The sequence below is a fragment of the Duganella sp. LjRoot269 genome (assembly GCF_964254095.1).
In the GTDB taxonomy this organism is placed as follows: Bacteria; Pseudomonadota; Gammaproteobacteria; order Burkholderiales; family Burkholderiaceae_D; genus Rugamonas; species Rugamonas hordei.
In genome coordinates, this window is sequence record NZ_CAXUSL020000001.1 from 6,904,927 (window position 1) to 6,924,163 (window position 19,237).

Consider the following 19,237-nt stretch of genomic DNA (forward strand, 5'->3'; position numbering starts at 1 on the left):
GGTTATTTGCAAGGAAACGAAATGGCCGCGGGCCAAAAGCCTGCCGTCGCCACCGCGCCTGCACCGGCCAAAACGGTCGCCACCAAGGCGGTGACCATTCCGACGCTGAACACGCTGCGCGCCGCCGGCGAAAAGATCACCATGCTGACCTGCTACGACGCCAGCTTCGCCTCGCTGATGGACCGCTGCGGCGTGGAGATCCTGCTGATCGGCGATTCGCTGGGCATGGTCTGCAACGGCCACCAGTCGACGCTGCCGGTCACCGTGACGGAGGTGGCCTACCACACGGCGGCGGTGGCGCGCGGCAGCAAGTCGGCGATGGTGCTGGCGGATATGCCGTTCGGCAGCTACGCCACGCCGCAAGCGGCGTTCGACAACGCCGTCAAGCTGATCCAGGCCGGCGCGCACATGGTCAAGCTCGAAGGCGGCGCCTGGCTGGCAGACACCGTGCGCTTCCTGACCGAACGCGCGGTCCCGGTCTGCGCCCATCTCGGCCTGACGCCGCAATCGGTGCACCAGCTGGGCGGCTACAAGGTGCAGGGCAAGACCACCGAAAGCGCCGAGCTGCTGAAAGCCGACGCGCTGAAGCTGCAGGCGGCGGGCGCCTCGCTGCTGGTGCTCGAAGCGATACCGTCGACGCTGGGCAAGGAAGTGACCGACCTGCTGGCGATACCGACCATCGGCATCGGCGCCGGCCCGGACTGCTCCGGCCAGGTGCTGGTGATGCACGACCTGCTGGGCGTCTTCCCGGGCCGCAAGGCGCGCTTCGTGAAAAACTTCATGGAAGGCCAGACCAGCATCGACGCCGCCGTCAGCGCCTACGTCGCCGCAGTCAAGGACGGCGGCTTCCCGGCGCTGGAGCACTGCTTCTAAGCGCCTCCATCGAGATCGGCCAACATTTGCCCGGCCTGATCCCAAGGTAGCCTGCGGCCGCTATCACGCATGCGTTGATATGCGGCCCGCGCTACCTGCGTGGAGATTTGCGCGCTGCGGACCATCTCCGTGACCAACCACAGCGTTCCACGCACCTCGACTGCTTCCGCTTCCGCAGCAGCCCGCAAATCCTTATCGCCGGTCAGCAATGGACATTCCTGATGCGCAGCCAACGCCAACGCAAACAGATCGTTGCGCCCCGGCCGCCGATATCGTTGCGCCAATTGCCCGACCCTCGCTACCAGATCGCCATCCATCGTCATAGCCTCCAGCCCCATGTCCAGCAAGCCGGCATGCTGTTCCATCAGCTCATCGTGATAGAGCACATCGGGGACTGCAAAGCGGTATTTCATGTTGAACATCGGTGCCAGCAGGCCGCCGGTGTCCATATCGATCAGTATGTTGGCATCACTGATGAGAAGCAGCATTGCCGCCTTCCAGCGTCCGCATCTTACGGAAGGCGGTGAGCGGCATGCGCATCAACTCCGCGGCTTTGGATTCGCCGATGTAGTCCTCGGCGAGCGCGTGGAAAATCAGTTGCTCGAACACGTGCGGCTGCTCGACCGGGTAGGCATCGCCAGGCTCAGTCAGGTTCCAACCCTTGAGGCGGAACTGACGCACCGTTTCATCACGCCACGCCGGCGTGACTATGCCCAAGTCGCGGGCACGGTACAGCAAGCCTCCCATGCTGAGGCCAAACTCCTCCTTCAGCAATGCCAGCTCCTTGAGTTCGATGTAGCTGCGGCGCGCCCCCAATTCCTGCAAGGCCGACTGGCGCGGCACCAGGAATGCGCCGGCAAAGCGGTTGCAAGCCAGCTCCTCATCCATATCTTCCGCAAGCCGCCCAGCCAGCATCAAATGGCCCAATTCGTGCGCCATGGTAAAGCGCTGGCGGTCGCCCGGCCAATTGCTGCCCACGACTATCACCGGCATGCCGTTCACAGACGCAGCCAGCCCGTCAAACTTGGGATCGGCATGCGCGTCAATCATGAAGACGCGTATGCCGTGCGTTTCCAGCGCGTCGATCAATTCGGGAATCGGCGCATAACCCAAGGCCCAGGCATTGCGTACCTGCTCCGCCGCATCTTCAATCTGTGACAGGTCGGATATTTTTTTCGGCAATCCGGCTACTGGCGCAAACGCCTTGAGCGGCGGCGCAGGGAACAGATTCTCCAGTTCAATGCGCCGTTCGATCTGGTCGATTACCTCATGCTCTATAGCCTCCAGCCGCTTCTTCGGCAGCGTCCCACGCTTGCGGTATTCAATGCCTTCCAGCGCGACCGTCTCGGGCCGGAAAAAATACTCGGTCCGCACCTGCAGTGCCTGCGCCAACTTGATCAACGTCGCGGAATTCGGCGTTGCCGCCTCATCCTCATACTTTTTGATGGCGGCATGGGACAGGTCGACCTTGGCCGCCAGATCGCGTAGCGAAAGGCCGGCCGCCTTGCGCGCCCGGAAGAGCCGTTGTCCTATCATGATTTTCTCCAGCACCGTACGATTGCGGTTTACATTTAATAATATAATACATCAATTTGTAAACCATCGTTTAATCCGCATCAGGTACGGTGCGGGAGCGTTGCGTTTCAGCCTACCCGGATCCAGGTGGTCTTCAGCTCCGTGTATTTGTCGAACGCGTGCAGGGATTTGTCGCGGCCGTTGCCCGATTGCTTGTAGCCGCCGAACGGCACCGTGATGTCGTCACCGTCGTACTGGTTGACGTGCACGGTACCGGCGCGCAGCGCGCGGGCGGTCTGGATGGCTTTGCTCAGGTTGGCGCTCCATACCGCCGCCTGCAGGCCGTACGGCGTGGCGTTGGCCTGCCTGACGGCGTCGCGCACGTCGGTAAAGCTCAGCACCGACAGCACCGGGCCGAAGATCTCTTCGCGCGCGATGCGCATGTCGCTGTTGACGCCGTCGAACAGGGTCGGCGCGACGTAGTAGCCGCCGCTGTCCTTGCGCACCTGCTCGCCGCCGGCCAGCAGTTTCGCGCCGTCCGCATTGCCCGCTTCGATATAGCCCATCACCGTCTTCAACTGCGTCTCGTCGACGATGGCGCCCATGATGGTGGCTTCGTCCAGCGGATCGCCGGGCGCGAAGCGCGGTATCATCGCCAGCGCTTTTTCGATGAAGCGCTCCTTGATCGACTCTTCCACGAACAGCCGCGACGGCGCGTTGCAGCTCTCGCCCTGGTTGAAATAGATCGATCCCACCGCCGCCGACACGGCCGCATCCAGGTCAGGGCAATCGGCGCACACGATGTTGGCCGACTTGCCGCCCAGCTCAGTCCAGGCCCGCTTCAGGTTGGACTGGCCCGCCATCTGCATGATCTGCTTGCCCACGCGCGTGGAGCCGGTGAAGCCGATGCAGTCCACGTCCATGTGCAGCGCCAGCGCGCTGCCGGCTTCCTGTCCATAGCCCGGCACCACGTTGAACACGCCGGCCGGGATGCCCGCCTCCAGCGCCAGTTCGCCCAGCCGCAGCGCCGTCAGCGGCGACTTCTCGGATGGCTTGAGCACCACGCTGTTGCCGGCGGCGAGCGCCGGTGCGATCTTCCACGCGGCCATGATCATCGGGTAATTCCACGGCACGATGGCGGCCACCACCCCGACCGGCTCGCGCGTGATCAGCGCCAGGCTGTCGGCGGCGGTGGGGGCGATTTCGTCGTAGACCTTGTCGATCGCCTCGCCATACCAGCGGATGCAGTTGGCGGCGGCGGGCACGTCGACGCTCTGGCTGTACTTGATCGGCTTGCCCATGTCCAGCGTTTCGAGCAGCGCCAGCTCGGCGGCGTTCTTCTGTATCAGGTCGGCGAAGCGCAGCATGGTGCGCTTGCGTTTGGCCGGCGCCATGCCCGCCCAGCGGCTGTCGTCGAAGGCGGTGCGGGCGGCGGCAACCGCGCGGTCGACATCATTGCCGTCGCAGCGCGCGACAGGGCCGAGCAGGCGGCCGTCTATCGGGGAATGGTTATCGAACTGCTGGCCGCTGCGGGCCCAGACCCGCTCGCCGTTGATGAAGGCGCGGCCGTCGATCTGCTGAACCAGCGCGCGTTGATGCCAAAGAGGATTGTCCGCCATGTCGACTCCAGATGAATGAACCGCAACACCCTGATTCTAATCCGGAATGACGTGCTCCGACGCACGTCATTCCCGCGCAGGCGGGAACGACGTCAGCCGGACTTGAAGGCCGCGGACACCTGACGCTGGCGCAGGCGCTCGGCGCGCGCCAGGTACAGGCTCGATGCGATCACGCCGATCGACACCACCAGGATGGTCAGCGCCGCCACCGCGTTCACGCGCGGATCGAGGCCCAGGCGCGCGCGCGAGAAGATCACGATAGGCATCGTCGACGAACCGGGGCCGGACAGGAAGGCCGACAGCACCACGTCGTCCAGCGACAGCGTGAACGTCAGCAGCCAGGCCGAGGCCAGCGCCTGCGTGATGTTGGGCAGCGTCACCAGGAAGAACACCTGGAGCGGCCTGCAGCCGAGGTCCATCGCCGCCTCTTCCAGCGACTTGCTCATCTCCTGCAGGCGTGATTGCACCACCACCGCGGCGTAGGCCATCCCCAGCAGGGTATGGCCCAGCCAGATGGTGCCCATGCCGCGCTCGGGGAAGCCGAACATCTTCTGCACCGACACCATCATCAGCAGCAGCGACAGGCCGATGATCACCTCCGGCATCACCAGCGGCGCGCTGGCCATGCCGGCGAACAGCGTGCGGCCGGCGAAGCGGCGGTAGCGGTTCAGCACAAAGGCCGTGAAGGTGCCCAGTATCACCGACGAGCAGGCCGTCAGCACGGCGATCTTCAGCGACAGCCCGAAGCCTGAAATGATCTCGCCGTCGTTCATCAACTCGCTGTACCAGCGCGTCGAGAAGCCGCTCCACACCATGTCCTGGCGCGAGCTGTTAAACGAGAACACCACCAGCACCACGATGGGCAGGTAGAGGAACAAATAACCGAGCGACAGCCAGCCGCGCCCGAACCAGCGTTGTACGAAAGACGTCATGCCCGCCCTCCTTCGCGTTGCTCGGCCTGGTATTTGTTCAGGATCGCCATCGGCACCAGGATCAGCAGGATCACCACCACGGTGACGGACGACGCCATCGGCCAGTCGTTATTGGTGAAGAACTCGTCCCACAACACGTGGCCGATCATCAGCGTTTCCGGGCCGCCCAGCAGCTCCGGAATCACGTATTCGCCGACGGCGGGAATGAACACCAGCATGGTCCCGGCGATGATGCCGGACTTCGACAGCGGCACGGTGATGCGCCAGAACGCCTGCAGCGGCGTCGCGCCCAGGTCGGACGCCGCCTCCAGGAAGCGCATGTCCATCTTCACCAGGTTGGCGTACAGCGGCAATATCATGAACGGCAGATAGGCGTAGACCATGCCGATCACCAGCGAGAACGGGGTGTTCATCATGTGCAGCGGCTCGCTGATCCAGCCCAGCGACAGCAGCAGGTGGTTGACGATGCCCTGGTTGGCCAGGATGCCCTTCCAGGCGTAGATGCGCAGCAGGAAGGAGGTCCAGAACGGCAGCATCACCATCATCAGCAGCACCGGCCGCACCGTGGCCCTGGCGCGCGCCATGAAGTAGGCGAACGGGTAGCCGATCAGCAGGCAAAGCACGGCCGTGATGGCCGCATACTTCAGCGAGCTGAGATAAGTCAGCGCATACAGGTCGTCGGTGACGATGAACAGGTAGTTGGCGACCTTGGCCTGCAGGTTGATGGTGCCGTTGGTGTAGCTGAGCAGCGTGCCGAGCGGATGGTCGGCGTCGATGTCGCTCAGGCTGATACGCGCCACCAGCAGGAACGGCAGCAGGAAGGTGACCACCAGCCAGACGAACGGCACGCCGATCACGAAGCGGCGGCCGGAGTTTTTAAAGAACTTGCTCATGGCCGCCTCAGTTGGTCAGCACGACGACGTCGGCGCCGTCCCACCAGACGTAGACCTGCTGCTCGCGGCTCAGGCCCGCGTCATGGCGGGCGGCGTTGGTGCGCGAGACTTTCAGCTCCATGCCGCTGGCCAGGCGCACCACATAGTGCGTCTCGTTGCCGAAGTAGGCGACGGAGGAGATCTTGCCCTGCACGCAGTTGTGGCCATGCTCGGCGGCGCTGGCGCGCTGTTCGACGGTCGGCGCCTCGACCTGCAGCACCATCTTCTCCGGCCGGATCGCCACCTGCACTTCCATGCCCTCGACGCCGGTGATGCCGTGCGGGACATAGCATTTGCCCTCGGCGCCCTCGACCACCACGTGATCCGGCTCGTCGATGGTGACGCGGCCCGGGAACAGGTTGACGCTGCCGATGAAGTCGGCGACGAAGCGGCAGTTCGGCGTTTCGTAGATTTCGCCCGGCGCGCCCACCTGCAGGATGCGGCCCTGGCTCATGACGGCGATGCGGGTCGCCATGCTCATCGCCTCGTCCTGGTCGTGCGTCACCATCACGCAGGTCACGCCGACCTGCTCGATGATGTTCACCAGTTCGATCTGCGTCTGTTCGCGCAGCTTCTTGTCCAGCGCGCCCAGCGGCTCGTCCAGCAGCAGCAATTGCGGACGCTTGGCCAGGCTGCGCGCCAGCGCCACGCGCTGCTGCTGGCCGCCGGACAGCTGGTGCGGCTTGCGCTTGCCGTAGGCGGTCAGCTGCACCAGCGCCAGCATCTGCTCGACGCGGCTGGCGATTTCGTCTTTCGGCAAACCGTCGCGGCGCAGGCCGAAGGCGATGTTGTCCCACACCGTCAGGTGCGGGAACAGCGCGTACGACTGGAACATCATGTTGATCGGCCGCTCATACGGCGGCACCGCGATGATGTCCTTGCCGTCCAATTCGATATGGCCCGAGGTCGGCGTCTCGAAGCCGGCCAGCATGCGCAACAGCGTCGACTTGCCGCAGCCGGAGCTGCCCAGCAGCGCGAAGATTTCGCCTTTCTCGATCGCGACCGACACATCGTTTACGGCGCGCAGGCCGTCAAACTCCTTGACCAGATTACGTATCGACAGGAAGGGCTGGCCGGGGGCCGATGAGGCGGGTATCGTCATGGTGGCGAAAATATCAAGCTTAATAAAAATGTACAGCGAAAAAATAAAGCGGGCTGCACCCGCTTTTTCAAAACCGTGATTATAAATGCAGCGCTTTTCGGCTGACTACTAAATCCAGCCTCTTTGCTGCAAATCGGCCAAGGTTTTGTCCAGGCAGGAGCGGATCAGCGCCACCATCTCGTCGATTTGCGCCTCGGTCATGATCAGCGGCGGCGCGATGATCATGCGGTCGCCGACGGCGCGCATGATCATGCCGTTGTCGAACATGTGGGCGCGGCAGATCATGCCGACCGCCAGGTTCTCGTCAAAGCGCTCGCTGTCGTGGATGGTCGCGCCCTTGCGCCTGACCAGATTGAGGCCGGCGACGAAGCCGCAGCTTTCTGCCACACCGACCAGCGGGTGGTCGCCCAGGGTCGCGAACCGGCGCTTCAGGTAGGGGCCGGTCTGCTCGGCCACGCGCCGCACCAGCCCTTCCTCTTCGATGATGCGGATATTCTCCAGCGCCGCCGCGCAGGCGACCGGATGGCCGGAGTAGGTGAAGCCGTGATTGAACTCGCCGCCCTGCCCGATCAGCACGTCGGCCACGCGGTCGCCCACCAGCACGCCGCCCAGCGGCACGTAGCCGGAGGTGACGCCCTTGGCGAAGGTGATCAGGTCCGGCTTCATGCCGAACAGCTCGGAGGCGAACCAGCGGCCCAGCCGCCCGAAGCCGCAGATCACTTCGTCGGCGATCAGCAGCACGCCGTACTTGTCGCAGATGCGCTGGATCTCCGGCCAGTAGCTGGCCGGCGGTATCACCACGCCGCCGGCGCCCTGTATCGGCTCGCCGATGAAGGCGGCGACCTTGTCGGCGCCCACTTCGTGGATCTGCTCCTCCAGCCAGGACGCCGCCTTCAGGCCGAAGTCATGCTCGCTCATGCCGGCGCCGTCGTCGAGGTAGTTGGGCTGGCCGATATGGACGATGCCCGGTATCGGCAGGCCGCCCTGCTCGTGCATGCCGCTCATGCCACCCAGCGAAGCGCCGGCCATGGTGCTGCCGTGGTAGGCGTTGTGGCGGCTGATGATGACGTGGCGCTGCGGCTGCCCCTTCAGATCCCAATAACGGCGCACCATGCGCACGTTGGTGTCGTTGGCTTCCGAACCGGAGTTGGTATAGAACACGTGGTTGAAGCCGGGCGGCGCGATCTCCACCAGCTTGGCGGCCAGCTGCACCGCCGGCACGTTGGTGGTGTTGAAGAAGCTGTTATAGAACGGCAGCGTCGTCATCTGCTTGTGCACCGCGTCCGCGATGCTGCTGCGGCCATAGCCGACGTTGACGCACCACAGGCCGGACATGCCGTCCAGGATCTTGTTGCCCTCCGAATCCCACAGGTAGATGCCTTCGCCGCGCACCATCACGCGCGCGCCCTTCTCGCCCAGCGCCTTGGTGTCGGTGAAGGGGTGCATGTAGTGCGCCGCATCGAGTTCGCGTACTTTGGCGGTGTCCATGGCGGCCTCCTTAAACGTGCAGCAGCAGGTGCTCGCGCTCCCACGGGCTGATGACGGTCATGAACTCCTGGTGCTCCAGGTCCTTGATCGCGGCGTAGACGTCGATGAAACGTTCACCCAGCACGGTGCGCAGCTTGTCCTCGGCGCGCAGCAGTGCCAGCGACTCCGGCAAGCCCTGCGGCAGCTGCACCGGCAGGTCGTAGGCGCTGCCGACGGTCATCGGCGTCGGTTCCAGCGCTTCCGTCATGCCCAGGTAGCCGCAGGCCAGCGTGACCGCCAGCGCCAGGTAGGGATTGGCGTCCGCGCCGATGATGCGGTTCTCGACCCGGCGGTCCTGCACGCCCGATTCGGGGATGCGGAAGCCCACGGTGCGATTGTCCACACCCCACTGGATGTTGATCGGCGCGGCCGTGTGGCGCACCAGCCGGCGGTAGGAATTGACGTACGGCGCGACGATCGCCATCGCCGACGGCATGTAGCGCTGCAGGCCGCCGATGTAGTGCTTGAAGATCGGCGCCGGCGAACCGTCGGCGTTGCTGAAGATATTCAGGCCGGTCTTGGCGTCCACCACGCTCTGGTGCACATGCATCGCCGATCCCGGCTCGCCCGCCATCGGCTTGGCCATGAAGGTGGCGTACATCGAATGCTTGAGCGCCGCCTCGCGCAAGGTGCGCTTGAAGAAGAACACCTTGTCGGCCAGGCCCAGCGGATCGCCGTGCAGGAAGTTGATCTCCATCTGGCCGGCGCCGATCTCGTGGATCAGCGTGTCGACGTCGAGGTTCATCAACTCGCAGTAGTCGTAGATGTCCTCGAACAGCGGATCGAACTCGTTCACCGCGTCGATGCTGTAGACCTGGCGGCTGGTCTCGGCGCGGCCGCTGCGGCCGATCGGCGCCTTCAGTGGCAGGTCGGGGTCGATGTTCTTGTCGGTCAGGTAGAACTCCAGCTCCGGCGCCACCACCGGGCTCCAGCCCTTGTCCGCATACAGCTTGAGCACGCGCCGCAGCACGGTGCGCGGCGCGAAGTCGACCATCGCGCCGTCGGAGAAATAGCAATCGTGGATCACCTGCGCGGTCGGGTCGGTGGCCCACGGCACCATGGTGATGGTGGTCGGATCGGCCTTCAGGATCATGTCGCGGTCGATCGAGGAAATGGCGCGGTAGTAGGCCGCGTCGTCGGTCGGGTAGTTGCCGGTCACGGTCATGCCCAGCACCGCCTCCGGGATGCGCATGCCGCGCTCCTGGGTGAATTTTGTCCGGGGGAGAATTTTCCCGCGCGCGACGCCGGTCAGGTCGGGCACCAGGCATTCGATTTCGGTGACTCGTTTGTCGTTGAGCCACAAGTCCATATCGGTGTAAGTGAAGTTTTCGCGGATAGCCATGAATTACTCTCAAAAGTCTTGATCAAGCGCGGCCGACTGCGGGCCGCGCGCGTGGGGACGGGTTTTCGGAGAGCCCAGCTAAGGAACGCGGCGCGCCCAGCGCTCGTAGGTACGGGTGAATTTCATGCCGGCTCCCTGTGTTGTGGATGCTGGCTGGCCTGATAGGCACGACATGCGTCGCCGAACGCGCGGAACAGCTTCATGGCATCCGGATTGGCGGCGACATTCCATTCCGGATGCCACTGCACCCCCAGCGCGAATGCGCGCGCGGCGGTCACGGAAACGGCTTCGATCAGGCCGTCGTCGGCGACGGCTTCCACCGCCAGGCCATCGGCCAGCTTGTGGATGCCCTGGCCGTGCAGCGAATTGACCATGATGTGGGTGGGGCCTGGACCCAGGCCCTGGCCTGGGTCCAGCAGATGCGCCAGCTTGCCGCCCGGCGTGACGGCCACGCGGTGCGCGGGACCGTACTGTTTTTCCAGCGGATCGCCCTTGTTCTCGCGGTGGTCCATCATGCCCGGCAGGTTCTGCACCGCCTGATGCAGCGTGCCGCCCAGCGCCACGTTCAGTTCCTGGAATCCCCGGCAGATGGCCAGCAGCGGTATGCCGCGCTTGAGCACCGCGCGTATCAGCGGCAAGGTGGTGGCGTCGCGCGCGTCATCCAGCGGCAGCGAGGGATCGAGCTGCGCCTGGCCGTAGTGCGCGGAATGAATGTTGGATGCGGAGCCGGTCAGCATGACGCCGTCGGCCACGGCCAGCAGCGCCTCGAGGTCGGCCTGCCCGGCCAGCGCGGGCAATACCAGAGGCATGCAACGCGCGCCGGCGACGACGGCGTTGAGGTACTTGTCCTGGACTGCGTGATTAGCGTGGTCGCCTATCTGCCTGGTACAAGCTGGGACTATGACGATTGGGCGGCGCATGTGGGTCTCTATCTCAGTGAAAGCAATTCCTGCGATCGATGTGATCAATTTATCACATTTTGCATTTACCATCACCGCGCACAGCGCTGTTTCGTACTTTTAGTAGCGTTTTGCCCGCTTTTAAGGCTATGCCACCTCTTCCGCGCGGGTTTCGGCCAGCAGTTTCTTCAGCTCGGGAACGCAGGACCCGCAATTGCCGCCCGCTTTCAGGCAGCTGGTGATCTGCGGCACCGTCTCCAGCTTCTGGATGCGGATCGTGTCGCAAATGGTGTTGCGGCCCACGCCGAAGCACGAGCACACGGTGGGACCGGCGTCGGCGCCCTTCTCCACCGGCATGCCCACCAGCAGGCCGACCCGGTCGATCTCGCTCAGCTCATCCTTGACGAACAGGCTCGCCAGCCATGCGCGCGACGGCATGTCCTGGCGCGGCGACAGGAAGATGCACTGGTCGATGCGGTCGTTCACCACGTGCACGGCGCGGTACACGCCGGCGGTGCGGTCTTCGTATTCGAGCCAGTCGGCGTCCAGATCCTGTACGCCCAGCAGTTCGCGCGCCCAGCCGCTGAAATCCTTGATGGTGTTGCGGCCGGCCAGCTCATAGCGCGCAAATTCGCGGCCCTGGATGCGGGTCCAGTGGGCCACGCTGTCGAGGTTCAATTCCGTGCGGCTCAGGATGAAGCCATTCCAGTTCACGCGGAACTGCTCGATGCGCACCGGCGTATGCTTGAACTCAGGCTCGCCGGAAACCGGATCGACCACCGGGTTGACCAGCGCGCCGACGCGCGCGTCGGACGAGGTCTGGCCGGACCAGTGGATCGGAATGAACACGCTGCCGCGCGCGATGCCGCCGCCGTGCTGCACCCGCGCCACCATCGCGCCCCACTGGGAGGTCACGCGCGCCAGTTCGCCTTCGCGCACGCCATGCAACAGCGCATCCTGCGGATGGATGTCGACAAAGGATTCGGCGATGTGGTCGGCCAGCGTGGCGGATTTTCCGGTGCGCGTCATCGTGTGCCACTGGTCGCGCACGCGGCCAGTGTTGAGGGACAGCGGAAAATCTTCGCAGACGGCGTTGGCCGGCGCGCGCGTGGCGGTGGCGATGAAACGCGCCTTGCCGTCGGCATGGGCGTAGACGTTGTCCTTGAACAGGCGCGCCTCGATCTGCAACTCGCCGGATGCGGCGCGGCGCACCGGCCACTGGGTCGGCTCCAGATCGTCGTATTCGCGCTGCTTGAGTCCTCCCAGGCCGGACATGTCGAACGCGCGCGGCACGTCGCCGACGGCGTTGCGGAAGCCGCTCAGGCGCGCATGCTCGTCGAAGACGTCCTGCGCACCGCCGAAATCGAAGCCGCCGAAGCCCATGCGCTGCGCGAACAGCGACAGGATTTTCCAGTCCGCCAGCGCCTCGCCCGGCGCCGGCAGGAAGGCGCGCTGGCGCGAGATGCGGCGCTCGGAGTTGGTGACGGTGCCGTCCTTCTCGCCCCAGCCCAGCGCCGGCAGCAGCACGTCGGCGTAGGCGTTGGTGTCGGTGTTCTGGATGATGTCGGTGGCGATCACCAGTTCGCATTTCTCCAGCGCGCGCCGTACCTGGTCGGCGTCCGGCAGGCTGACAATGGGATTGGTGGCGATCACCCACACCGCCTTGACCTTGCCCGCCTCGATCGCCTGGAACAGGTCGACCGCCTTCAAGCCCGGCTTGTCGGCCATGGCGGGCGATTCCCAGAAGGTCTGCACCACGTCGCGATGGTCGGCGCGGTCCAGGTCCATGTGCGCGGCCAGCATGTTGGCCAGGCCGCCGACTTCGCGCCCGCCCATCGCGTTCGGCTGTCCGGTGATCGAGAACGGTCCCATGCCGGGCTTGCCGATGCGGCCGCCGATCAGGTGGCAATTGATGATGGCGTTGACCTTGTCGGTACCGGCCGAGGACTGGTTCACGCCCATCGAGAAAGCGGTGATGGTCTTGCGCGTGGAGGCGAACGATTCGTAGAACTCCATCAGCACCGGCAACTCGATGCGGCAGATCTTGGCGACGGCGGCGGGATCGCTGCAATCGACGTTGGCGGTTTCCAGCGCCGCCTCGAAGCCGTTGGTGTTGTTGCGGATGAACGCCGGATCGACCGCGCCGATGCGCTCCAGGTAGCTGAGCAAGCCGTTGAACAGCCACACGTCGGTGCCGGCCTTCACCGGCAGGTGCAGGTCGGCCAGCTCGCAGGTGGCGGTGCGGCGCGGATCGATCACCACCAGCTTCATCCCGGGGCGCGCCTCCTTGGCCTTCAGGATGCGCTGGAACAGGATCGGATGGCACCACGCCGTGTTGGAGCCGACCAGCACCACCATGTCGGCCAGTTCCAGGTCGTCGTAGCACAGCGGCACCAGGTCTTCGCCGAAGGCGCGCTTGTAGCCGGCCACCGCCGACGACATGCACAGCCGCGAATTGGTGTCGATGTTGGCGCTGCCGATGTAGCCCTTCATCAGCTTGTTGGCGACGTAGTAGTCCTCGGTCAGCAGCTGGCCGGAGACGTACAGCGCCACGGCGTCCGGGCCGTGTTCGTCGATGATGGCGCGCCAGCTTTGCGCCACCTTGTCCAGCGCCTCGTCCCACGATACGCGGCGCAGGCCGTCCTCCGCGCGCACCTGCGGATACAGCAGGCGACCGTCCAGGCCCAGGGTCTCGCCCAGCGCCGAACCCTTGACGCACAGGCGTCCCTTGTTTGCCGGATGCAGCTTGTCGCCGGCGATGGCGATCGTGCCATCGGCCTTGGAAGTGGCCTGCACGCCGCAACCCACGCCGCAATATGCGCAGGTGGTGCGTACAGCCAGATGGTCGGTGGACAGGTTCACGATATGCTCTCTAAATCAGGCGGCGCGCGCGCTGAGCGCCTCGCCGAACAAAAGGTTTTGCCGGATCGGCGTGATGTCGGTGCGGTTCTGGATCAGGTTGAAGTACCACGGCCCGTCCTTGACGTCGCCGTACAGCACGGCGCCGGTGACGCGGCCGTCCTTCAATACCAGGCGCTTGTAGACGCCGCGCCGCGCATCGCGCAACACCAGGTCCTCGCTGCCTTCGCCGCCGATGAAATCGCCGACCGAATACAAATCCACGCCGGTGACCTTGAGCCGCGTCGGCGAGGTCGACTGCACGTAGCGGCGCACGCCGGCGCCGGCCAGGTGGGCGCCGCATACGCGCGCCTGATCCCAGATCGGCGCGACCAGGCCGAAAGTGGCGCTGCGGTGCTGCACGCACTCGCCAACCGCATACACGCGCGGATCGTAGGTTTGCAGCGTATCGTCGACGACGATGGCGCGTTCGCAATGCAGGCCGGCCGACTTGGCCAGGTCGATGTTGGGGCGCACGCCCGCGGTCATCACGACCAGGTCAGCAGGGATCACGGTGCCGTCCTTGAAGCGCACGGCGGTCACGCGGTCCGGTCCGACGATTTCCTCGGTCTGCGCGCTCATCATGAACGTCAGGCCCTTGGCTTCCAGCGCCTTCTGCAGCAGCAGCGCCGCCGGCTTGTCGAGCTGCTGGTTCATCAGCGCGTCGGTCACATGGACGACGGTGACGGACATGCCCTGGCGCTGCAGGCCGTTGGCGGCCTCCAGACCCAGCAGGCCGCCGCCGATGACCACCGCGTGACGGTGGTTGCGCGCCATCGCCAGCATGGTCTCGACATCCTGGATGTCGCGGAAGGCCAGCACGCCGCGCAGCTGATGGCCCGGCACCGGAATGATGAAAGGCTTGGAGCCGGTGGCGATCAGCAAACGGTCGTAGCGCACTTCCAGGCCGGAGCGCGCGCGCACGATGCGCTTGCGGCGGTCGATGTGCTCGACCGGGTCGCCGGCGTGCAGCGTGATGCCATGCTGGACGTACCACTCGCGCGTGTTGAGCATGATGTCTTCCATGCTCTTCTCGCCCGCCAGCACCGGCGACAGCAGGATGCGGTTGTAGTTACCGTGCGGCTCGGCGCCGAACACGGTGATGTCGTACATATCCGGCGCCAGCTTGTACAGTTCTTCAACCGTACGCATGCCGGCCATGCCGTTGCCAATGACGACCAGCGACGGTTTCATAGACCTACCCAGACCTTGCCGTCCGCGATGCGGGCGGGATAGGTGCCCACCGAGTGCTCCGGCGCTTCCAGGCACTCGCCGGTCTGCAGGTCGAAGTGCTGCTTGTAGATCGGCGAAGCGACCACGATGCGTTCGCCCAGGCTGCCCACCAGGCCGCGCGACAGCACGGCCGCTTCCGAATTCGCATCGTAGTTATCGATGGCGAACACGCGCGCGCTGCCGTCGTCCACATGGAACACGGCGACCTGCGCGTCGTTCAGCAAGGCGCATACGCCGGTGTTGGGAACGATGTCGTCCAGGTTGCAGACGGCGATCCAGTTATCGGTTTGAATATCACGGTGCATAATCTTCTCCTCAAGCTGCCTTGACTGCGATAGGAATCACGCGCTTGCGCTCTTCCACGGTGGCCGGACGAATCTGGCCGCGCTCTTCCATGAACAATACGTTCTCGTCGGCCTTGTCGCTGTTGACGAAGGTGCGGAAGCGCTTGCGCGTTTCCGGATTCTCGACCGCTTCCTTCCACTCGCAGGCATAGGTGTTCACCACATGCTGCATGTCCGCTTCCAGCTCGGCGGCGATGCCCAGCTTGTCGCCGACGACGACCTGCTTCAGGTAATCGAGGCCGCCTTCCAGGTTTTCGCGCCAGGTGCTGGTGCGCTGCAGGCGGTCGCCGGTGCGGGTGTAGAACATCAGGAAGCGGTCGATGTACTTGACCAGCGTGGCCTTGTCCAGGTCCGTCGCCAGCAGTTCCGCGTGGCGCGGCTTCATGCCGCCGTTGCCACACACGTAGAGGTTCCAGCCCTTCTCGGTGGCGATGACGCCGACGTCCTTGCCCTGCGCTTCCGCGCACTCGCGGGTGCAGCCGGAGACGCCGAACTTGATCTTGTGCGGCGTGCGCAGGCCCTTGTAGCGGTTTTCCAGCTCGATGGCCAGGCCGATGGAATCGTCGACGCCGTAGCGGCACCAGGTCGAGCCGACGCAGGACTTCACCGTGCGCAGCGACTTGCCGTAGGCATGGCCGGATTCGAAGCCGGCCGCGATCAGCTCTTCCCAGATCAGCGGCAGCTGCTCGACGCGGGCGCCGAACATGTCGACGCGGGCGCCGCCGGTGATCTTGGTGTACAGGCCGTACTTCTTGGCCACCGTGCCGACCGCGATCAGGCCGTCGGCCGTCACCTCGCCGCCGGGCATGCGCGGCACCACCGAGTAGGTGCCGTCCTTCTGGATATTGCCGAGGAAGTAGTCGTTGGTGTCCTGCAGGCTGGCGTGTTCCTTCTTCAGCACGAAGTCGTTCCACACCGACGCCAGGATGCTGGCCGAGAGAGGCTTGCAGATGTCGCAACCGAGACCCTTGCCGTGCTTGTGCAGCAGGTCGCCGAAGGTCTTGATCTTGCCGACTTTGACGAGATGGAAAATCTCCTGGCGCGAGTAGGCGAAGTGTTCGCAGACATGGTTGTTGACTTCCATGCCCTGCTTCTTCATCTCGGCCTTCATCACCTGCGTCACCAGCGGCACGCAGCCGCCGCAGGAGGTGCCGGCGCCGGTGCAGCTTTTCAGTTCGCCGATGGTGGTCACGCCGCCGGCCACCGCCGCGCACAGCGTGCCTTTGGAGACGTCGTTGCAGGAGCAGATCTGCGCCGAATCCGGCAGCGCGTCCACGCCCAGCGCCGGCTTCGCGGCGCCGTCGGACTGCGGCAGGATCAGGAACTCGGGCGATTCCGGCAGCTCGATTTTGTTCAGCATCATTTGCAGCAGCGTGCCGTACTCGCTGGCGTCGCCGACCATCACGCCGCCCAGCAGGTATTTTCCGCAATCGGACACCACGATCTTCTTGTAGATCTGCTTGCGCTCGTCGGTGAACTGGTAGGAGCGGCTGCCTTCGACCTTGCCGTGCGGGTCGCCGATGCTGGCCACGTCCACGCCCATCAGTTTCAGCTTGGTGCTCATGTCGGCGCCGGCGAATTCCGCCGCCTCGCCCAGCATGTGCTTGGCCGCGACGCGCGCCATTTCATAGCCGGGCGCCACCAGGCCGAAGATCAGGCCGCCCCACAGCGCGCATTCGCCGATGGCGTAGACGTCCGGGTCCGAGGTGACGCAGTTGTTGTTGATCTCGATGCCGCCGCGCGGGCCGATCGCCAGGCCGCTCTCGCGCGCCAGCATGTCGCGCGGGCGGATGCCGGCCGAGAACACGATCATGTCCGCATCCAGGTGGCCGCCGTCGGCGAACTCCATGCGGTGCGTGCCGTCGACACCGTCGACGATGGCGGTGGTGTTCTTGCCCGTGTGGACGGTCACGCCCAGGTCTTCGATCTTCCGGCGCAGCACGCGCGCGCCGCCGTCGTCGACCTGCACCGCCATCAGGCGCGGCGAGAACTCGACCACGTGGGTTTCCAGGTTCATGTCGCGCAGTGCCTTGGCGCATTCGAGGCCCAGCAGGCCGCCGCCGATGACGACGCCGGTCCTGGAGCGCTTGCCGCATTCGAGCATCGCTTCCAGGTCCTCGATGGTGCGGTAGACGAAGCAGTCCTTGCGCTCCTTGCCCGGCAGCGGCGGCACGAACGGGAACGAACCGGTGGCGATCACCAGCTTGTCGTAGTCCAGCACATTGCCGTCGGCGGTGGTGACCGTCTTGCCGGCGGTGTCGATCTGCGTGGCGCGCGTGTTCAGGCGCAGCACCATGTCGTCGCGGTCGAAGAAGCCCGGTTTGACCAGCGTCAGGTCTTCCGCCGCTTTGCCGGAGAAGAATTCGGACAGGTGCACGCGGTCGTAGGCGGGGCGCGGCTCTTCGCACAGCACCGTCACCTGCAGGTGGGAAGCGCCGCTGTTGGCCAGGCTTTCCAGGAATTTGTGGCCCACCATGCCGTGGCCGATAACGATAATTTTCATAGTCCTAGTTCCTTCAGGCTGCCAGCTTGCTGGCGATTTCGGTTTCTTCGACGGCGCTGTTGCTGAACCGTGCGGCCAGTGCGCACAGCGCCGATGCCGCGACGACCACGCCAAGGATGCTCAGTGTCCGCTGGGTGTCGCCCAGGCCCTTCATCAGGAAGCCCGCAGCGACTGCGCCGACGTTGCCACCCGCGCCGATGATGCCGGCCACGCCGCCCAGGGCGCGCTTGTCGACGAAAGGCACCACGGCGTAGGTCGCGCCGCAAGCCATGTGGGTGAACAGGCCGAAGACCAGCATGGCGCCGATCGCCAGCGCGGCGCTGCCGGCGTTGGCGAACATCAGCAGGCCGGCGCCTTCGCCCAGCATCAGCACGAACAGCAGCGTGACGCGGTTATTCAGGTTGCCGGCCGCGGCGAACTTGTCCGACACCCAGCCGCCCAGGGCGCGGGCAAACAGCGCCAGCAAGCCGAAGCTGCCCGCCGCCATGCCGGCCTGCGCCAGCGTCAGCTTGAAGTGGTCGACATAATAGACAGCGGCGATGTTGTGGATGAAGATCTCGATGCCGAAGCAGGCGCCGTAGGTGATGAACAGCAGCCATACGCGGTAGTTGGCGGCGGCCAGCTTGAACGAGTCCCAGCCGCCTTTTTTTCCGCCTTCGATGGCGATGCCGGCGGCGCGCAGTTCGCTGAAGTTCCCTTGCGGGCAATCCTGGGTAAAGCGGTAGTAGACGCCGGCCATGACGATCATCAGCACGCCCGGCACGATCAGCGCGGCGCGCCAGCCGAAGCCCTCGCTCACGCCCAGCATGATCATGGCGGTCATCAGCAGCGGCATCACCGCTTGCGCCACGCCACCGCCGGCGTTGCCCCAGCCTGCGGCGGCCGCGTTGGCGGTGCCGACCACTTTAGGCGCGAACATCACCGAGGTGTGGTACTGCGTGATGACGAAGCTGGCGCCGGCCGCGCCGATACCGAGGCGGAAGAACAGGAAGCTCTCGTAGCTCTGCGCGAAGGCGACGCCGATCACCGGGATGGACCCCAGCAGCAGCAAGGCGCTATAGGTCTTGCGCGGGCCGAAGTGGTCGCACAGCGGGCCGACCACCAGCCGCACGAGGATGGTGATGGCCACGGCGGCGATGTTGATGTTGGCGATCTGTGCGACGCTCAAGCCGAATTCGCCTTTGATCACCGGCATCAGCGGTGCGCAGGCGAACCATGCGAAGAAGCAGACGAAGAACGCCATCCAGGTCAAGTGGAACGCCCGCATCTGAGGCGTTGAAATTGAGAAGAGCTTGATGCTGGTAGCTTTGCTGGCCATTTTTTTATCCCGTTCAGAAAACAAAAAGGCGCCCGCGCAACCAAGGTCACCTAAGACCGGGTTGGGCGGACGCCGTTGTCCTGCCAACCCGTCTTTGGGTCAGCGTGTGTATTCGGGGGGATCGCCGTTGATCCCTTATCCTCTGTATTGCAAGAGGCGTGCCAGATGGTTTACAACGGGTCTACAGAGGGAGAAGCGGG

The 19,237-nt window shown here is 64.9% G+C and carries 15 protein-coding genes; 1 reads left to right on the forward strand and 14 read right to left on the reverse strand.

Annotated elements, in window-relative coordinates:
• The first annotated feature begins 21 nt into the window (after positions 1 to 21).
• Positions 22 to 873 (forward strand): 3-methyl-2-oxobutanoate hydroxymethyltransferase, encoded by an 852-nt coding sequence (gene panB / locus ACSQ3S_RS30860; protein ID WP_436144756.1) that lies wholly within the window; start codon positions 22 to 24, stop codon positions 871 to 873.
• Here panB and ACSQ3S_RS30865 read toward each other — a convergent pair.
• From ACSQ3S_RS30865 to ACSQ3S_RS30930, 14 genes are all read right to left on the reverse strand, one after another.
• Positions 870 to 1,361 carry a PIN domain-containing protein gene (locus tag ACSQ3S_RS30865; RefSeq protein WP_436144757.1) on the reverse strand — a complete coding sequence of 164 codons (492 nt, stop codon included), beginning with the start codon at positions 1,359 to 1,361 and terminating at the stop codon, positions 870 to 872. The genes panB and ACSQ3S_RS30865 overlap by 4 nt on opposite strands.
• Positions 1,342 to 2,409, reverse strand: a complete 1,068-nt coding sequence (locus ACSQ3S_RS30870) for a helix-turn-helix domain-containing protein (RefSeq protein WP_436144758.1) — start codon at positions 2,407 to 2,409, stop codon at positions 1,342 to 1,344. The genes ACSQ3S_RS30865 and ACSQ3S_RS30870 overlap by 20 nt, the downstream gene beginning before the upstream one ends.
• A gap of 107 nt (positions 2,410 to 2,516) precedes the next feature.
• The gene (locus tag ACSQ3S_RS30875) at positions 2,517 to 4,007 is read right to left on the reverse strand and encodes an aldehyde dehydrogenase (RefSeq protein WP_436144759.1); all 1,491 of its coding nucleotides are present in this window, start codon (positions 4,005 to 4,007) and stop codon (positions 2,517 to 2,519) included.
• Between the two features lie 92 nt (positions 4,008 to 4,099).
• Positions 4,100 to 4,939 (reverse strand): ABC transporter permease subunit, encoded by an 840-nt coding sequence (locus ACSQ3S_RS30880; RefSeq protein WP_436144760.1) that lies wholly within the window; start codon positions 4,937 to 4,939, stop codon positions 4,100 to 4,102.
• Positions 4,936 to 5,832, reverse strand: coding sequence for an ABC transporter permease (locus ACSQ3S_RS30885; RefSeq protein WP_436144761.1), 897 nt, complete (start codon positions 5,830 to 5,832; stop codon positions 4,936 to 4,938). Before ACSQ3S_RS30885 ends, ACSQ3S_RS30880 begins: the two co-directional genes overlap by 4 nt.
• 7 nt (positions 5,833 to 5,839) lie before the next feature.
• Positions 5,840 to 6,973 carry an ABC transporter ATP-binding protein gene (locus ACSQ3S_RS30890; RefSeq protein WP_436144762.1) on the reverse strand — a complete coding sequence of 378 codons (1,134 nt, stop codon included), beginning with the start codon at positions 6,971 to 6,973 and terminating at the stop codon, positions 5,840 to 5,842.
• Between the two features lie 108 nt (positions 6,974 to 7,081).
• On the reverse strand, positions 7,082 to 8,461 hold the full coding sequence (locus ACSQ3S_RS30895; protein WP_436144763.1) for an aspartate aminotransferase family protein: 1,380 nt from the start codon (positions 8,459 to 8,461) through the stop codon (positions 7,082 to 7,084).
• 10 nt (positions 8,462 to 8,471) lie between these two features.
• Positions 8,472 to 9,842 (reverse strand): glutamine synthetase family protein, encoded by a 1,371-nt coding sequence (locus ACSQ3S_RS30900; RefSeq protein ID WP_176652252.1) that lies wholly within the window; start codon positions 9,840 to 9,842, stop codon positions 8,472 to 8,474.
• A 122-nt stretch (positions 9,843 to 9,964) separates the two neighbouring features.
• Complete coding sequence (locus tag ACSQ3S_RS30905) at positions 9,965 to 10,762, reverse strand: gamma-glutamyl-gamma-aminobutyrate hydrolase family protein (RefSeq protein WP_413448208.1); 798 nt, start codon at positions 10,760 to 10,762, stop codon at positions 9,965 to 9,967.
• A gap of 126 nt (positions 10,763 to 10,888) precedes the next feature.
• Positions 10,889 to 13,603, reverse strand: coding sequence for a molybdopterin-dependent oxidoreductase (locus tag ACSQ3S_RS30910; protein ID WP_436144764.1), 2,715 nt, complete (start codon positions 13,601 to 13,603; stop codon positions 10,889 to 10,891).
• 15 nt (positions 13,604 to 13,618) lie between these two features.
• Positions 13,619 to 14,833, reverse strand: coding sequence for an NAD(P)/FAD-dependent oxidoreductase (locus ACSQ3S_RS30915; protein WP_176652249.1), 1,215 nt, complete (start codon positions 14,831 to 14,833; stop codon positions 13,619 to 13,621).
• Positions 14,830 to 15,177 (reverse strand): nitrite reductase small subunit NirD, encoded by a 348-nt coding sequence (gene nirD / locus ACSQ3S_RS30920; protein WP_176652248.1) that lies wholly within the window; start codon positions 15,175 to 15,177, stop codon positions 14,830 to 14,832. Before nirD ends, ACSQ3S_RS30915 begins: the two co-directional genes overlap by 4 nt.
• A 10-nt stretch (positions 15,178 to 15,187) precedes the next feature.
• Positions 15,188 to 17,719 (reverse strand): nitrite reductase large subunit NirB, encoded by a 2,532-nt coding sequence (nirB, locus tag ACSQ3S_RS30925; protein ID WP_436144765.1) that lies wholly within the window; start codon positions 17,717 to 17,719, stop codon positions 15,188 to 15,190.
• Between the two features lie 13 nt (positions 17,720 to 17,732).
• A complete protein-coding gene (locus ACSQ3S_RS30930; RefSeq protein ID WP_176652246.1) occupies positions 17,733 to 19,037 on the reverse strand; it encodes an MFS transporter in 1,305 nt (434 codons plus the stop codon).
• Positions 19,038 to 19,237 lie beyond the last annotated feature (200 nt).

Bases quoted from the DNA above. Each gene is read 5' to 3' on its own strand.
- panB (WP_436144756.1), top strand. From the start codon at position 22: ATGGCCGCGGGCCAAAAGCCTGCCGTCGCCACCGCGCCTGCACCGGCC.
- ACSQ3S_RS30865 (WP_436144757.1), bottom strand. From the start codon at position 1,361: ATGCTGCTTCTCATCAGTGATGCCAACATACTGATCGATATGGACACC.
- ACSQ3S_RS30870 (WP_436144758.1), bottom strand. From the start codon at position 2,409: ATGATAGGACAACGGCTCTTCCGGGCGCGCAAGGCGGCCGGCCTTTCG.
- ACSQ3S_RS30875 (WP_436144759.1), bottom strand. From the start codon at position 4,007: ATGGCGGACAATCCTCTTTGGCATCAACGCGCGCTGGTTCAGCAGATC.
- ACSQ3S_RS30880 (WP_436144760.1), bottom strand. From the start codon at position 4,939: ATGACGTCTTTCGTACAACGCTGGTTCGGGCGCGGCTGGCTGTCGCTC.
- ACSQ3S_RS30885 (WP_436144761.1), bottom strand. From the start codon at position 5,832: ATGAGCAAGTTCTTTAAAAACTCCGGCCGCCGCTTCGTGATCGGCGTG.
- ACSQ3S_RS30890 (WP_436144762.1), bottom strand. From the start codon at position 6,973: ATGACGATACCCGCCTCATCGGCCCCCGGCCAGCCCTTCCTGTCGATA.
- ACSQ3S_RS30895 (WP_436144763.1), bottom strand. From the start codon at position 8,461: ATGGACACCGCCAAAGTACGCGAACTCGATGCGGCGCACTACATGCAC.
- ACSQ3S_RS30900 (WP_176652252.1), bottom strand. From the start codon at position 9,842: ATGGCTATCCGCGAAAACTTCACTTACACCGATATGGACTTGTGGCTC.
- ACSQ3S_RS30905 (WP_413448208.1), bottom strand. From the start codon at position 10,762: ATGCGCCGCCCAATCGTCATAGTCCCAGCTTGTACCAGGCAGATAGGC.
- ACSQ3S_RS30915 (WP_176652249.1), bottom strand. From the start codon at position 14,833: ATGAAACCGTCGCTGGTCGTCATTGGCAACGGCATGGCCGGCATGCGT.
- nirD (WP_176652248.1), bottom strand. From the start codon at position 15,177: ATGCACCGTGATATTCAAACCGATAACTGGATCGCCGTCTGCAACCTG.
- nirB (WP_436144765.1), bottom strand. From the start codon at position 17,719: ATGAAAATTATCGTTATCGGCCACGGCATGGTGGGCCACAAATTCCTG.
- ACSQ3S_RS30930 (WP_176652246.1), bottom strand. From the start codon at position 19,037: ATGGCCAGCAAAGCTACCAGCATCAAGCTCTTCTCAATTTCAACGCCT.